Consider the following 15247-nt stretch of genomic DNA (forward strand, 5'->3'; position numbering starts at 1 on the left):
CCGACACTTTTCGGCATCATGTTCAAGGATCGAGGCTATGGCCGGCATCACGCTCGACACCCTGCTCAGGCGGGACCGGATCATCATAACCGTTAGCCTGGCAGTCATCACCCTGCTTGCCTGGCTCTATCTATTGTCGCTGGGCGGCATGACGGCAGCCGGCAAACAGCCGATGGAAGGCATGGACGGCATGTCTGCGATGAACATGCCCGGAATGGACATGCCCGGGCCGGAAATGCCAGGCATGACCGAGGCCGTGCTTTCCCCGCACGCGTGGAGCCCCGGCGAGGCATTTCTCGTTTTTACGATGTGGTCGGTGATGATGGTCGGCATGATGCTTCCGTCGGCCGCGCCGATGATCCTGCTCTACGCGCGGGTCGGCCGGCACGCCGCAAGCCAGGGCGCACCGTTTGCGGCCACCGGTATCTTTGGCAGCGGCTATGTCGCAGCCTGGCTGCTGTTTTCGCTGACGGCAACCTTCGGGCAATGGCTGCTCGAACGCACCCTGTTGCTGACACCGATGCTGGAAAGTGTAAACAACCTGTTCAGCGGGTTGCTGCTCCTGTTTGCCGGCGTCTATCAGTGGACGCCGCTCAAGCAGGCTTGCCTCAGCAAATGCCGCGCACCGCTTGCCTTTATCCAGAGCGAGGGCGGATTTCGCCGCGATCCCTGGGGCGCTTTCAGGATGGGGCTGCGCCACGGCCTGTATTGCATCGGTTGCTGCTGGCCGCTGATGGCGCTTCTGTTCGTCGGCGGGATCATGAACATTCTTTGGATCGCCGCGCTCGCGATCTTCGTCCTTGCCGAGAAAGTCATGCCCGGCGGGCAACGGCTCTCGCAAGCCGCCGGCGTCATCCTCGTTGCGGCGGGCGTGTGGCTGGCCGTCCGCGGCCTTGTCTGATGGAAGGGGACGAAGGCAGTAAATATCACGCCGCCTTGGCGACGTGATACTCCTTGATGGCGATCATCTTGATAGCCGGATACCGTTCGGCTTCATAACGCAGCGAGAACGAGTCCTGCGCCAAAAACACCGGGTCGCCGTCGAGATCGCGGGCGATGTCGCCGCGCCGTGCCGTGATGAACTTATCGAGGTCCGCCGGCAGGTCGGCTGAAATCCAGCGGCAAACGGAAAAGCGGGCGACATCGAACGAAACCGGAAGGCCGTATTCCGATTGCAGCCGTTCCTTCAGAACGTCGAGCTGCAGTGCGCCGACGACACCGACGATGGCGGGCGAGCCGTCTTCGGGCGAGAACAGCTGCACGACGCCTTCTTCGGCCATCTGCTGCAGGGCTTCCTTCAGCTTCTTCGCCTTCATGGCATCTTCCAGGCGCACGCGGCGCAGGATTTCCGGCGAGAAGTTCGGCACGCCCTGGAACACCAGCTGTTCACCTTCGGTCAGCGTGTCGCCGATCCTGAGCGTGCCATGGTTGGGGATACCGACCACGTCGCCTGCATAGGCCGTATCGGCCAGCTGACGCTGCGAGGCAAAGAAGAACTGCGGCGCCGTCAACCCAAGCTGCTTGCCGGTGCGCGCCAGCCGCGCCTTCATGCCGCGCTCCAGCTTGCCGGAGCAGACGCGGGCAAAGGCGATGCGGTCGCGATGGTTCGGGTCCATGTTGGCCTGGATCTTGAAGACGAAGGCCGTCATCTTGTCGTCGGTCGCCTGCACGGTGCGGATATCGGCCACCTGGTCGCGCGGCGGCGGCGCGATGTCGCCGAGCGCGTTGATCAGGTCGCGCACGCCGAAATTCCTGAGCGCCGAACCGAAGAAGACGGGCGTCAGATGGCCTTCGAGGAAAGCCTTCCTGTCGAAAGGCTTGCAGGCCTCGATGGCGAGCGAGGTTTCGTCGATAAAGGCGTCGCGCTCGTTTTCAGGCAAACGGTGTGCCGCCATTTCGGGGCCGTTGACCTTGGTGAGGATTTCCTGCGTATCGGCGCCGCGCACGGTGTTGTCGGCGAGGTGATAGGAACCGCAGAACGTCTTTGACCGGCCGATCGGCCAGGTCACCGGCGCACAATCGAGCGCCAGCTTTTCCTCGACCTCATCGAGGATTTCGAATGGGTCGCGGCTTTCGCGGTCCATCTTGTTGATGAAGGTGATGATCGGAATGTCGCGCATGCGGCAGACTTCGAACAGCTTCAGCGTCCGCGGCTCGATACCCTTGGCGGCATCGATGACCATGACGGCCGCATCGACGGCGGTCAGCGTGCGATAGGTATCGTCGGCGAAGTCTTCGTGACCGGGCGTGTCGAGAATGTTGAAGACATTGCCGTGGTATTCGAAGGTCATCACCGAGGTGACGACGGAGATGCCGCGTTCGCGCTCGATCTTCATCCAGTCGGAGCGCGTCTGGATACGGTCCTTTTTCGCCTTGACTTCACCGGCGAGCTGGATGGCGCCGCCGAACAGCAGCAGCTTTTCCGTCAGCGTCGTTTTACCGGCGTCCGGGTGTGCGATAATAGCAAAGGTGCGGCGGCGGGAAACCGCCTCGGCGATACTTTCGGCCATGATGTGAATCCTGTGAATTGCCGCGTATGTAGCGGAGCCGTGGATAACTTGCAATTCGCATTGACTGCGCCGCGGCCGGAATTGCTAAGGAGGAGCATGACCCAACAATCGCAGACACTCCCAAACCTCAGCCTCGTTCGCCTGCCAAACGGCGAAGGCATCGATTTGCCGTCCTATGAGACCGCAGGTGCGGCCGGTATGGACCTTCGCGCCGCCGTCGAGGCGGACCGACCATTGTTCCTTGGCCCGGGCAAGCGGGCGCTGGTGCCGACCGGGTTCATCTTCGAGGTTCCCGTGGGTTACGAAGCGCAGATCCGCCCGCGTTCCGGCCTTGCCTTCAAGCACGGCATCACCTGCCTCAATACGCCCGGCACGATCGACAGCGACTATCGCGGCGAAGTGAAAGTCTTGCTGATCAACCTCGGCGACGAGGATTTCGTCATCGAGCGCGGCATGCGCATCGCCCAGATGGTGATCGCCCCGGTCACGCAGGTTTCCATCCGCGAATCCTTAGATGCCAGCGAAACGGCACGCGGTGCCGGCGGCTTCGGTTCCACCGGCGTTTAAGTGGCCGCCGCTGCCGACAGCCACGGGCTGACATTCCGTCAGAATTATTTTGGCGATCCGGCAGCCTGGGCGGCGCTGGTGGCGTTGCTTGAGGATACCTTCGGTATCGATGTCGGCATTCAGGATCGCTTCGGCGGGCCGGATCCGACGAGCATGCCGTTTGGCTATTTCGATGAAAACGGCGTTTGCGCCGCCAATTTCAGCGCCTTCTCCATGCCGATGATGATCGATGGCCGCTTGGTAAGGGCGGCCGGTTTCCAGTCGGGCGCGGTGCGCCCGCAATGGCGGGGCCGTGGGCTTTATCGGGATCTGATGAACCGCGCGTTCGGCTGGTGTGACGAACAGGGATTTGACCTCGGTATTCTCCTGACGGACAAGCCGGCAATGTATGAGCCCTATGGTTTTAAGATCCTGCCGCAGCAGCGGTTCCTCGGGCCTCCACCGCCGGTGGAAACGACGCATGCCGGAGCAGCGCACGTATTGTCGGTGGAAAATGCGGCTGACATCGCTCTGATCCGGCAGATTTTGCGTGAGAGAACGCCTGTTTCCTCTGTTTTCGCGGTCGCAGCGCAGGCGGAAATGTTCTTGCTCAACAGTTTCTTTGATCCTGACATCGAGCTCGCCTATCTCGATCGGTTCGAGGCGGTGGTTGCGTGGAAGAGCGACGAAGCATCCTTTCAGCTTCTCGATATTGCCGGCAAATCGATCCCGCCGCTCGCCGCCATTCTCCCTGTACTCGATCAACGCCCTGATCGCGTCGAGGTTTGCTTTCCGCCGGATAAATTGGGCTGGCAGGGCACCCCTGAATCATTTGAGTCCGATATCTGCCTGATGGTTCAGGGAGACGCTGCCTCTCGTTTGTCCGGTCCCGTGATGCTGTCGCCACTGGCCGAGTTCTGACGCTTATTTTCCACTATCAAGTGGCGGCAGCCGGCGCTTCACCGGCGACGATTTGACGATCGACGTATTGGTCTGGGATCGTTCGGCAATGCGGTCGAGGATCGCGTCCAGCTGCTCCATGTCGCGGACCAGAAGCTTGGCGATGAAACAGTCGTCACCCGTCACCTTGTCGCATTCGACGAATTCCGGGGTCTCCTGGATCATCTTTTCGACGATATGCAGCATCCCGGGCATCGGGCGAACGCGCACGATCGCCTGCAGCGCATAGCCCAGTGCGACCGGATTGATCGAAACGGTAAAGCCGGTGATCACGCCACGATCCTCCAGCCGCCGCAGCCGGTCGGCCGTGCTGGGCGAGGACAGGCCCGCCTCCTGCGCCAGTTCCTTCAGCGAGATACGCGCGTTGAGGGAGAGGATGTCGAGCAGGCGCCGGTCGAGATCGTCAAGCATCGGAAACTCCTGTAAGGCGAAATTGAGAGTACGCCTCTTATGATAAGGCATTATGCGGGAAACGCCTTCTGAAATCCATATATTCCGCCGCCGCCGCATCATAATCTTCCGCTTCGTTCAACGGAGTGGATGCGATGGAAAAGGATATCAGAACCGGCAGTATCGAAATGACTGCGGCGATGCTGATTTCGGGCACGATCGGCTGGTTCGTGCTGATGTCCGGCCAGCCGGTGATCGATGTGGTGCTCTGGCGCTGCCTGTTCGGCGCGCTGACGCTGCTGGCGATCTGCGCCATGCTCGGCCATTTCCGTACCAGCATCCTGACATGGCGCCTGTTCGGACTTGCCGTCCTCGGTGGTGTCGCCATCGTCGTCAATTGGCTGCTTTTGTTCGGCGCCTATTCGCGTTCGTCGATCTCGATCGCCACCATGGTCTACAACACCCAGCCCTTCATGCTTCTGGCAATCGGCGGCCTGGTTTTCAGGGAAAAGATCACCGCCACAAAGCTCGGCTGGCTCGCGGTTGCGTTTGCCGGCATGGTGGCGATCGTCCAGGCAAAGCCTTCCGGCGGTTTTGCAGGCAGCGACTACCTGACGGGGATTGCCATGGCTTTGGCAGCTGCGTTCTTTTACGCACTGGCCGCGCTGGTGGCCAAGCGGCTGAAGGGAACCCCGCCGCATCTGATCGCGCTCATCCAGGTCATAGCCGGCCTCATCATGCTTACACCGTTTGCCGCAACCTCCGGCCTGCCGAACGAGCCGTATCAATGGGCGCTGCTGGTTGCGATGGGCGTGATCCACACGGGGCTGATGTACATTCTGCTCTACAGTGCGATCCAGAAGCTGCCCACCCATCTGACCGGCGCGCTCTCCTTCATCTATCCGGTTGCCGCACTTGCCGTTGACCGCATCGCCTTCGGGCATCAGCTGCAGCCTGTGCAGCTTCTCGGTTCGGCTGCGATCCTGATTGCGGCTGCCGGCATGACATTCGGCTGGACATGGCCCCGCCTTGTGCGGCATCAGGCGGGCTGAGTTCGTCCATGGAGGCTTAAATGATCACCTGTTATCTTCGCTATACGATCGATCCCTACAAGCTTGCCGAATTCGAGGAATACGCCAAGCTCTGGATTCCGCTGGTCAACCGCCTGGGCGGCACGCATCACGGCTACTTCATGCCGCATGAGGGGACGAACAATATCGCGCTTGCCCTCTTCAGCTTTCCAAGCCTGGCGGCCTATGAAGAGTACCGCGTGAAAATGGCTGAGGATGCCGAATGCCTCGCCGCCTTTGCGCTTGCTGAGAAGACCCGCTGCATTGTGAGCTACGAGCGCAGCTTCATGCGGCCGGTCTTCGAATAAATTCAGAACGTGATTTCGTCCGACCGGCGCAGTTCGATCGCGTGTCCACCGGCATTGAAACCRCCAAGCACGCGATTGTGGTGGGCGATGATCTGCGGAAAGGTCAGCTCGCCCATGTCGCCGGTGGTGTGTCCGTCGGACAAAAGGGTGACATCGTAGCCCAAGGAGACCGCGCGGCGCGCCGTGGTATCGACGCAGAATTGCGTTTGACAGCCGCCAATGACCAGATGAGTGATCGACAGTTTCGCAAGTTCTTCCTCAAGGTTGGTCTGAAAGAAGCTGTCGCAGCTCGACTTATGGATGACCGTCTCGCCAAGAACCGGCGCGATCTCGTGGCGCAGGCCCCAGCCATGGGAAGAGCGCGCCAGCGGATCGCCGGGGCCGCCGTCGTGCTGCACGAAAATGACTGGAACATGCGCGGCACGGGCGCGGGCCTGGATCGACTGCAGGCGGCCGGCAGTCTCGGTGAGTGCGGCATCGATGGCCGGTTGGCGTTCCGGCGTGCCTTCGCCGTCGAGGACGGCGTTCTGGACGTCGATGATAAGAAGTGCTGTGGTCATGGTATGCTCTGTTGTGGTTTCGAAGAAGAAAGGGCCTCAGCGCCGGCTTTCCATGGCCATGCGCAGGGCAAGCGCGCCGAGCACGCCGCCCATCAGCCAGCGTTGCGTGGAAAGCCAGGCCGGACGGCCCGCGAGGAAGGTGGCGATGGAGCCGGCCGTCAGCACGATAAGCGCATTGACGGAGACACTGGTGACAACCTGGATCGTCCCGAAAATGAGCGACTGCGCAAAGACATGGCCCAGTGCCGGGTCGATGAACTGCGGCAGCAGTGACAGATAGAGCACGGCGATCTTCGGATTGAGCACGCTGGTGGCAAAGCCCATCAGGAAGAGGCGCTTGGGCGCATCCTTTGGCAGATTGCGGACTTCGAAGGCCGATCGCCCACCGGGACGCACCGCCTGCCAGGCGAGGTAGAGAAGGTATGCGGCGCCGGCGATCCGCAGGGCATCATAGGCATAAGGCACGGCAAACAAGAGGGCCGTGATGCCGAAGGCCGCCGACAGCATGTAGACGAGAAAGCCGAGCGCAACGCCGATCAGCGAGATCAATCCCGCCAGCGGCCCCTGACAGAGCGAGCGGGAAATCAGGTAGATCATGTTCGGACCGGGCGTCAGCACCATGCCGAGCGCAACAAGGGCGAAGGCTGCAAGGCTTGCTGTTTCGGGCATGAACGGCATCTCCGTTTAGGGGCGCGCGAGGCGGCAGTTTCGATATGTGCTGCGGCACTGCATTAGCGGCAACATCCTTTTCGATCAATGCCGCACAAATTGCCAGCCTTGGGAAAACCGGCTAGAGACTGCCTTCGCACGTCTACGGAGCCGATGATGAGCCTCGCCACGCTTTTTGCCTACTGCACCGCTCTTTTCATCGCTGCTGCGATCCCCGGACCCGGTATGACGGCGATCGTGGCGCGTGCGCTTGGTTCCGGCTTCCGCGAGACCTTCTTCATGGGGCTTGGCCTTGCGCTTGGCGATATCGTCTACCTGACGGGGGTAATCCTGGGGCTCGCTTTTATCGCCCAGACGTTCACCACGACTTTCATGGTCATCAAGATTTCGGGCGCACTGTACCTCGTTTACATCGCCTACAAGCTGTGGACAGCCGGGCTGTTGCCGCAGAACATCCAGGCCAAGAAAAGCACCAGCTTGGGCATGTCTTTCCTGTCCGGCCTACTGGTGACCTTTGGCAACCCGAAGACCATGTTGTTCTACGTGGCGCTGGTGCCGACGCTGATCGATGTGCACATGATCGGGCTCGACGAATATGCCGTGCTCGTTGTCGCCACTTTTGCGGTGCTGATGGCGGTGCTCGTGCCCTATATCCTGCTGGCTTCACGTGCCCGGCTGCTTCTCAAGCAGCCGCGGGCGTTGAAGTCGTTGAACAGGATCGCGGCCGGTATTATTGGAACGACCGCCGCCTATATCGCCACCCGTGCCGTCTGAAAAAATCGTTCTGTAACAGGCGGTTCCGCAACAGTTTTTTCCAGCCGAGACAGGGCGCTGGAGAATGACACTCTGGCAAGCCGATGGCTTTGCCCCTATTCTCCCTGCAACTGATGAAAAAGGGAGAGCACCATGTCAGAACAGCGTAAGCCCGGCCGCGGCCGCGTCTATTCCTCGATCACCGAGACCATCGGCGATACGCCGATCGTGCGCCTCGACAAACTGGCCAAGGAAAAGGGCGTCAAGGCTAACCTTCTGGCGAAGCTCGAATTCTTCAATCCGATCGCCTCCGTCAAGGACCGCATCGGCGTCGCGATGATCGAAACGCTGGAAGCCCAGGGCAAGATCGCTCCCGGCAGGACAACCCTGATCGAGCCGACATCGGGCAACACCGGCATTGCGCTCGCCTTTGCCGCCGCCGCCAAGGGTTACAAGCTCATCCTCACCATGCCGGAAACCATGTCGGTCGAGCGCCGCAAGATGCTGGYGCTGCTCGGTGCCGAACTGGTCCTGACGGAGGGCCCGAAGGGCATGAAGGGCGCGATTGCCAAGGCGGAGGAACTCGCCGCCACGCTGCCCGACGCCATCATCCCGCAGCAGTTCGAAAATCCGGCCAACCCGGAAATCCACCGCAAGACGACGGCCGAGGAAATCTGGAACGATACCGACGGCAGCGTCGATATCCTCGTTTCCGGCATCGGTACCGGCGGCACGATCACCGGCGCCGGCCAGGTGCTGAAGGGCAGGAAGCCCTCGATCAAGGTCATTGCCGTCGAGCCGGCCGAATCCCCCGTGCTCTCCGGCGGCGCTCCCGGCCCGCACAAGATTCAAGGGATCGGTGCCGGCTTTGCGCCTGCCATCCTCGATACGACGATCTACGACGAGGTCGTCACCGTTTCGAGCGCCGAGGCGATCGAGACCGCCCGTCACGTGGCACGCCTCGAAGGCGTACCGGTCGGCATCTCCTCGGGGGCGGCGCTGACGGCTGCCATCAAGGTCGGCCAGCGTCCGGAAAACGAAGGCAAGACCATCGTCGTGATCATCCCGTCCTTTGCCGAACGCTATCTGTCGACGGCCCTGTTCGAGGGGCTGGGCGGCTGATTGCCGTTGCGGGCCTGTTGAACTTTGAACGGCCGCCTCCGAAAGGGGCGGCCTTGTCAGTTCATACCTATGCGGCAGCCGTCAGCCGCTCGCCCGCGATCCGGTAGGAAATCGCTTCGGCCAGATGGATGCGCCCGACAGTCGCCTTCTCATCGAGATCGGCGAGCGTGCGCGCAACCTTCAGCACCCGGTGATAGCCGCGCGCCGAAAACTTCATCTTTTCCGCCGCATCGCGCAGCAATTGCAGTCCTCCAGCATCCGGCTCGGCCATCTTCTCGATCATCGACGTGGAGCAGCGGGCATTGGAGGAGATGTGCGGCATGCCGAAGGCGATGAAGCGGTCCACCTGGATTTCGCGGGCGCGTGCCACCCGGCGGGCGACAGCGGCGCTCGGCTCGGCCGGGGCCGGGCGGATCAGGTCGGCGGCGGTGACCGAAGGGACATCGATGCGGATGTCGATCCGGTCCATCAGCGGGCCAGAAATGCGGCCCTGATAATCGGAGACGCAGCGCGGACCGCGCACACAGCTATGGCCGGGCTCTCCCGCCATGCCACAACGGCAGGGGTTCATGGCGGCAACCAGCTGGATCGCCGCCGGATAGCTGACACGGTGGTTGGCGCGGGCAATGATGCATTCGGCTGTCTCCAGCGGTTGGCGCAGCGCATCGAGCACCTGCGGCGTGAATTCCGGAAACTCGTCGAGGAACAGCACGCCATTATGCGCCAGAGAGGCCTCGCCCGGCTTGGCGCGCAGGCCCCCGCCGATCATCGCCGCCATGGTGGCGGAATGGTGTGGCGTGCGAAACGGCCGCCGGTCCGACAGCTTGCCGCCCGCCAGCTGTCCGGCGATCGAGTGGATCATCGAGACTTCGAGCAGTTCGGGTGGTGACAGCGGCGGCAGGATCGAAGGCAGGCGGGCGGCCAGCATCGACTTGCCGGAGCCGGGAGGGCCGACCATCAGCAGATTGTGGTTGCCGGCTGCCGCCACTTCCAGCGCCCGCTTGGCGCTTTCCTGGCCCTTGATATCGGCAAGATCCGGCATGTTGGCGGGGCTGGCGCGCACGGCCGGTTCGGGCCGGGACAGCACCTGCGTGCCGCGAAAATGATTGGCAAGCGCAATCAGGCTGCGCGGCGCCAGAATGTCGATCTGTGAGCCCGCCCAGGCGGCCTCGGCGCCGCTATCGGAGGGGCAGATCAGGCCCTTGCCGAGCCCGTTGGCCCCAATGGCGGCCGGAAGCGCGCCGGAAACGGCGGCGATCGTTCCATCGAGATTGAGTTCGCCGATCACCACATAGCCATCCAGCGCATCACCGGGAATGGCGCCAAGTGCGGCCATGAGGCCGAGCGCAATCGGGAGGTCGAAATGCGAGCCTTCCTTGGGAAGGTCGGCCGGGGCAAGATTGACGGTGACCTTTTTGGCGGGAAGCGACAGGCCGGATGCATGCAACGCCGCCTGGACCCGCTCGCGGCTTTCGGCCACAGCCTTGTCGGGAAGGCCGACGATATGCATGCCGACCTTGMCCGGTGCAACCATCACCTGAACATCGACAGGCAGCCCTTCTATACCCTGGAATGCAACCGTACTGACACGCGCGACCATGACTGTCCCTCTTGCCGCGAGACAGGTCGATAGCCCGCCATCACAACTTCTTGGTTGTGGTGGAAAATCTTGCATGAATAACGGAATAAAACAAGAACAATTATCGAACGGATACGATAGTCACAATCGGAAAGGTTGCGGGTGGCTGCAATTTGCGAACGGACTGGAACAACGGTGAACATCAGTAAGGTGAAAACGGTTGTAGCCGGTGCGCCGGGGCGTGTGACCGCCCCGGTCTACTCAAGCCGTCATCAGGCGCGCTTGCGTTCGATCGCGTCCCAGAGCAGGGCGGCGACGTCGGCGCCGCCGAATTTCTTCACTTCGCGGATGCCGGTCGGAGAGGTGACGTTGATCTCGGTCATCACGTCGCCGATCACGTCAATGCCGACGAAGAGGAAACCGCGTTCCTTCAGCGCCGGGCCGATGCGGGCGCAGATTTCGCGTTCGCGCGCCGTCAGTTCCGTCGGCATCGGTGTGCCGCCGGCATGCATGTTGGAGCGGGCGTCGTGTTCGGCAGGTACCCGGTTGATCGCGCCGACGGGCTCGCCATCGACCAGGAGAATGCGCTTGTCGCCCTTGCGCACCGCCGGCAGATATTCCTGCGCGATAAACGGTTCGCGGAACATCTGGCCGAACATTTCCAAGAGCGACGACAGGTTGCGGTCGTCGCGGGTCGAATGGAAAACGCCGGCGCCGCCATTGCCGTAAAGCGGCTTCAGGATGATGTCGCCCATCTCGGCGCGGAAGCTGGCGATCTCGGCCGGGTCGCGGGTGATCAGCGTCTTCGGCATCAGGTCGGGAAATTCGGTGACGAAGATCTTTTCCGGCGAGTTTCGCACCCAGGCAGGATCATTGACGACGAGCGTTTTCGGGTGGATGCGCTCGAGCAGATGTGTCGAGGTGATATAGGCCATGTCGAAGGGCGGGTCCTGGCGGAGAAGCACGACATCCATGGTCGAAAGATCAATGCGTTCGGCATCGCCCAGCGTGTAGTGGTCGCCCTTGACGTCGCGCAGGGTCATCGGCTGGACAGTGGCGATCACCTTGCCGTCGCGCAGCGAAAGCTGGTGCGGCGTATAGTGGAAGAGCTTGTAGCCGCGCGCCTGCGCCTCAAGGCTCATGGCGAAGGTGCTATCGCCAGCGATATTGATCCCAGAGACATGATCCATCTGGATCGCGACGTTCTTGATGTTCGCCATGCGTCGATTCCTGTTGAAAAGCCCAGCCACATGTAGTTGGCAGCGGAGGCTTAGACAAGGTGGGCAGGCCTACTCCAAGCGCTCAAGTACACGGTTGATGCGATTGCCTTCCCCGCTTGCCGGCGCGACAAAACGTTCACGCGGCGCGTTGCGCCCGTGGCATACGGTCTGCGGTGATCTTTTTGCGCCGGGGCGCGGGCAGGATCGGCCGGGGCACATCGTGTGCCGAAGYGTTTGGTAGTAAATGACACGCGATGTGCCCCGTCTCGGTGGTTTTTACCTGCAACTGCGGTCTCTCTGCGCGGATGATCGGCGCCTTTTCCAGGGTGGCGCTRCCGGAATTWCCGGGGCGCCACGAAAGGCCTGTCTTTCGGCAGGCCAGTCGCCGGTCCTCATGTGTGCCTCACAGGCACGCCCCGCCATTTTGCAGRCGAGAGGGAAACCATTTTCTGCAGGCCCCAACGGCCGCGCCTGCGTTTCAAACACAGACCGAAGGCACCGGCCCCGCCTCGCCGGCAACGCTTTCCGGTGTATCCGATGGCAGGACGGGATGAGTGTGGCACGGTTTTGAGGGGCGGGGATTTGCGGGCATGATTTTTTTCAGGTCCGGTTGATCGAGACGCCGCCGTCGACCARCATGGCGGTGCCGGTGGTGAAGCTCGACGCATCCGATGCGAGGTAAAGCACGGAGCGGGCAATCTCCTCCGGCCTGGCTATCCGCTTCAGTGCATGCAGGCCTTCGACGAAGGCAAGGACCTCCGGTCCAGCGCCCGGCGCATTGGTGACGCTGGCCGGCGTATCAGTGCCGCCGGGCAGGATGGCGTTGACCCGGATACCCCCGGGGCCGAGTTCGGCAGCGAGGGCTTGGGTGAAGCCGATCAAACCCGCCTTGGCGGCGGCATAGGCACTCATGCCCGGCATGCCGGCAGTGTGCCCAACGAAGCTGGAGGTGAAGATCAGCGAGCCGCCGCCGCGTTCAGCCATGGCAGGCACCTGATACTTGGCGCCGAAGAAGGCGCTGGTGAGATTGGTTTCAATCGTCTCCCGCCAGCCGGCTGTCGAAAGACCGGCGATCGGGGCCATTTCCCCGGTGGTGCCGGCATTGTTGAAGGCGATGTCGAGGCCGCCGAATTTTTCCGTCGCAGCTTTAACAAGAGACCGGGCGTGGGTCTCGTCGCGGACGTCGCCTTCGATGGCGAAGGCCCTGCCGCCTTCGGCCTCGATTTCGGCGACCAATTCGTCAAGGGCGGTTCGGCGGCGGCTTGAAACGATCAGGTTTGCACCTTCCCGGGCGAACAGTTTTGCCGTTGCCCGGCCGATGCCGGAACTGGCGCCGGTGATGATAGCGGTCTTGTTGGAAAGGGTGTCCATGATCGAAGCTCCTCTTTGTGTTGCGGGAGGTTCAATCGCAGCAAGGGCAGGGCGCCGCCACCCGTTTCCTGCACGCAAGACAGTCACCGGTAGGGAGTGACGGGACTTGGTATCAGAGCTTCATCTGGTCTATCCGCAGCGCCGTTGCAGATGATTGCCGGTGCATCAGCGTCGAGGACTGGGAGCTGGAGATCTGGATCAACGGGATCATCACGACCATCAGGATGAGGGCGGCGATATAAAGCAATCCAACAGGAATCCGGCGCGCTTTCAAACAGTATTCTCCAATGTAGCCCGGACTGTGGGGAACAAAGCTGACAAGTGGCTGAACGCGCCGGAAAACCGCCTTAGGCTGGCATGCGGGCATTGACCTCCGTTCCACGTTCAGGTTCCTGTCAGAAAACCGGACCAGACATCCGGGATGGAGGCGGCTGCGGGCGCTGCTGCAACGGCTTGCGGCTCGCAATCCGGGTCTGCGCGTTTATGGCCTGTGGCCGTCTCCATCGACCGATATTCCGCAGGAGACCACCGGTGTCACTCGATGCCTTTTCCACGATCGCCGCGCGCCTGAAGCGTCCCGTCATCGGCAGCGCCTGGCTGAGCGTGATCGTGGCATTTTACCTCGTTTTCGTGACCAACCGGACATTCTGGAGCAAGGCCATCGACTATCTCGGCGCGCCGAGTTTCGCGCTGGTTCTGCTTGGTATCGGCCTTTTTGCCCTGTTTTCGGCAATCTGCGTTGCCGTTTCGGTGAAATATCTCACCAAGCCGTTGTTCATTCTCTTGATAATGTGCGCTGCCGCGACTTCCCGGTTCATGGATTACTTCGGCACGATCATCGACGTCGACATGATCCGCAATGCCGCCGAGACGACCGGCTCCGAGGCCGGGCATCTCCTGACTTCAGGCTTCCTCACACATATGGCCGTGTTTGGCGTTGTACCGTCCTTGCTGATTGCGCTGGTGCGCATCGAGCACCGGCCGTTTCCCCAGAAGTTCAAGTGGAATACCGCGCTGGTTCTGTCGTGCCTTGCGGTTTTCATTTCGGTGGGCGTTGCCAATGTTCGCACCCTTGCGGCGACAACCCGCGGCCATCGCGATCTCATGGCAACGCTGAACCCCGTCGCGCCGATCGTCAACGCGGTGCGCTATGCCATGGCCAGCGGGGCTGAGAAGGACCTTGTTGTCCAGCCACTCGGAACGGATGCGCATGTCGCCGCGCCGACGGTATCCGGTAAGCCGCGTGTTACAATCATCGTTGCGGGGGAGACGGCGCGGGCGGAAAATTTCTCGCTGAATGGCTATGGCCGCGACACCAACCCGCAGCTTGCCGCCCGCGATGTCGACTATTTCACCGACACATCGAGCTGCGGTACGGCCACCGCGGTTTCGCTGCCGTGCATGTTCTCGGTCTATACCCGCAGCAGCTACACGCATGAGAAGGGCCTGGCGACCGAGAATGTCCTCGATGTGATGAGCCATGCCGGCATCAAGTCGGAGTGGTGGGACAACAATACCGGCAGCAAGGGGATTGCCAGCCGCATCGGCTACACCTCGTTTTCGGATATCAACGATCCCCGTTTCTGCATCAACCACGAATGCCAGGACGACATCCACCTCGACCGGCTGGGTGCGTGGCTCGATGCCGTCAAGGGCGACAGCGTGCTGGTGCTGCATCAGATCGGCAGTCATGGGCCGGCCTATTTCCTGCGTTATCCCGATGCCTTCCGGCGCTTCACGCCGGACTGCCGGACGCCCGACCTGGGCAACTGTTCGCGCGAGGAGATTGTCAACGCCTATGACAACACCGTGCTGTACACCGACTATATGCTGTCGGCGGTGATCGACATGCTGAAGGCCCGCGAGGACAGGATGGCGGGGTCGATGATCTACATGTCCGATCATGGCGAATCTCTGGGCGAGCACGGGCTGTACCTGCACGGCGCCCCCTATTTCATCGCGCCGTCGCAGCAGACCCATATTCCCTTCCTGCTCTGGCTGGGCAGCGAGGCCAAGGCCGGCATCGACCAGGCCTGTCTTGCCGGCAAGACAGGCGAGCCGAAATCGCACGATAACCTGTTTCATACGGTGCTCGGCATGATGAACGTCTCCACCAAGGTTTACGATCCGGCGCTCGACGTCCTGTCGGACTGCCGGACCCGCGCAGCTTCCTGAAGCCGCCGGGCGGA

General features: G+C 61.8%; 16 protein-coding genes. 8 read left to right on the forward strand and 8 right to left on the reverse strand.

Translation table 11 applies throughout. The features are described 5' to 3' along the window. Positions 1–37 precede the first annotated feature (37 nt). Positions 38–901: a DUF2182 domain-containing protein gene (locus AC1D17_RS19355; RefSeq protein WP_477566959.1), complete on the forward strand. Its 864-nt coding sequence runs from the start codon at positions 38–40 to the stop codon at positions 899–901. Positions 902–926: 25 nt separating this feature from the next. Here the strand turns inward: AC1D17_RS19355 and AC1D17_RS19360 are convergent, their stop codons facing one another. Next, on the reverse strand, positions 927–2510 hold the full coding sequence (locus AC1D17_RS19360; RefSeq protein WP_477566960.1) for a peptide chain release factor 3: 1584 nt from the start codon (positions 2508–2510) through the stop codon (positions 927–929). A 96-nt stretch (positions 2511–2606) separates the two neighbouring features. Here AC1D17_RS19360 and dut point away from each other — a divergent pair, with 96 nt between their 5' ends. Both dut and AC1D17_RS19370 read left to right on the forward strand, forming a co-directional pair. Beyond that, entirely contained in the window at positions 2607–3077 is a 471-nt protein-coding gene (gene dut / locus AC1D17_RS19365) for a dUTP diphosphatase (RefSeq protein WP_477566961.1), read from the forward strand. Continuing rightward, positions 3078–3977 (forward strand): GNAT family N-acetyltransferase, encoded by a 900-nt coding sequence (locus tag AC1D17_RS19370; protein ID WP_477566962.1) that lies wholly within the window; start codon positions 3078–3080, stop codon positions 3975–3977. It abuts the gene before it with no gap. A 3-nt stretch (positions 3978–3980) separates the two neighbouring features. On the opposite strand, the gene AC1D17_RS19375 is transcribed toward AC1D17_RS19370, so the two are convergent. After that, positions 3981–4427, reverse strand: a complete 447-nt coding sequence (locus AC1D17_RS19375) for an Lrp/AsnC family transcriptional regulator (protein ID WP_264220864.1) — start codon at positions 4425–4427, stop codon at positions 3981–3983. Positions 4428–4561: 134 nt separating this feature from the next. Between AC1D17_RS19375 and AC1D17_RS19380 the strand changes: the two genes are divergently transcribed. Together AC1D17_RS19380 and AC1D17_RS19385 are read left to right on the forward strand one after the other, a co-directional pair. After that, positions 4562–5458, forward strand: a complete 897-nt coding sequence (locus AC1D17_RS19380) for a DMT family transporter (protein ID WP_477566963.1) — start codon at positions 4562–4564, stop codon at positions 5456–5458. Between the two features lie 20 nt (positions 5459–5478). Beyond that, on the forward strand, positions 5479–5784 hold the full coding sequence (locus AC1D17_RS19385) for an NIPSNAP family protein (RefSeq protein WP_477566964.1): 306 nt from the start codon (positions 5479–5481) through the stop codon (positions 5782–5784). Between the two features lie 2 nt (positions 5785–5786). Here the strand turns inward: AC1D17_RS19385 and AC1D17_RS19390 are convergent, their stop codons facing one another. Both AC1D17_RS19390 and AC1D17_RS19395 read right to left on the reverse strand, forming a co-directional pair. Continuing rightward, on the reverse strand, positions 5787–6344 hold the full coding sequence (locus tag AC1D17_RS19390; protein ID WP_477566965.1) for a cysteine hydrolase family protein: 558 nt from the start codon (positions 6342–6344) through the stop codon (positions 5787–5789). Between the two features lie 36 nt (positions 6345–6380). Then, the gene (locus AC1D17_RS19395) at positions 6381–7013 is read right to left on the reverse strand and encodes a LysE family translocator (protein ID WP_477566966.1); all 633 of its coding nucleotides are present in this window, start codon (positions 7011–7013) and stop codon (positions 6381–6383) included. 156 nt (positions 7014–7169) lie between these two features. On the opposite strand from AC1D17_RS19395, the gene AC1D17_RS19400 reads away from it, so the two are divergent. Further along, complete coding sequence (locus AC1D17_RS19400; protein WP_477566967.1) at positions 7170–7787, forward strand: LysE family translocator; 618 nt, start codon at positions 7170–7172, stop codon at positions 7785–7787. Between the two features lie 132 nt (positions 7788–7919). After that, positions 7920–8888, forward strand: a complete 969-nt coding sequence (gene cysK / locus AC1D17_RS19405; protein WP_477566968.1) for a cysteine synthase A — start codon at positions 7920–7922, stop codon at positions 8886–8888. A 67-nt stretch (positions 8889–8955) separates the two neighbouring features. On the opposite strand, the gene AC1D17_RS19410 is transcribed toward cysK, so the two are convergent. The 4 genes from AC1D17_RS19410 to AC1D17_RS19425 all read right to left on the reverse strand — a co-directional run bounded on the left by AC1D17_RS19410 (position 8956) and on the right by AC1D17_RS19425 (position 13332). Further along, positions 8956–10488 carry a YifB family Mg chelatase-like AAA ATPase gene (locus AC1D17_RS19410; RefSeq protein WP_477566969.1) on the reverse strand — a complete coding sequence of 511 codons (1533 nt, stop codon included), beginning with the start codon at positions 10486–10488 and terminating at the stop codon, positions 8956–8958. 251 nt (positions 10489–10739) lie between these two features. Beyond that, positions 10740–11687 carry a glutathione synthase gene (gene gshB, locus AC1D17_RS19415; RefSeq protein ID WP_477566970.1) on the reverse strand — a complete coding sequence of 316 codons (948 nt, stop codon included), beginning with the start codon at positions 11685–11687 and terminating at the stop codon, positions 10740–10742. A 600-nt stretch (positions 11688–12287) separates the two neighbouring features. Beyond that, positions 12288–13058 (reverse strand): SDR family oxidoreductase, encoded by a 771-nt coding sequence (locus AC1D17_RS19420; RefSeq protein ID WP_477566971.1) that lies wholly within the window; start codon positions 13056–13058, stop codon positions 12288–12290. A 112-nt stretch (positions 13059–13170) separates the two neighbouring features. Continuing rightward, complete coding sequence (locus AC1D17_RS19425) at positions 13171–13332, reverse strand: hypothetical protein (protein ID WP_477566972.1); 162 nt, start codon at positions 13330–13332, stop codon at positions 13171–13173. A 257-nt stretch (positions 13333–13589) separates the two neighbouring features. Between AC1D17_RS19425 and AC1D17_RS19430 the strand changes: the two genes are divergently transcribed. Then, complete coding sequence (locus AC1D17_RS19430; RefSeq protein WP_477566973.1) at positions 13590–15233, forward strand: phosphoethanolamine transferase; 1644 nt, start codon at positions 13590–13592, stop codon at positions 15231–15233. Positions 15234–15247 lie beyond the last annotated feature (14 nt).

The sequence above is a fragment of the Pararhizobium sp. P1_E7 genome, from assembly GCF_056405855.1.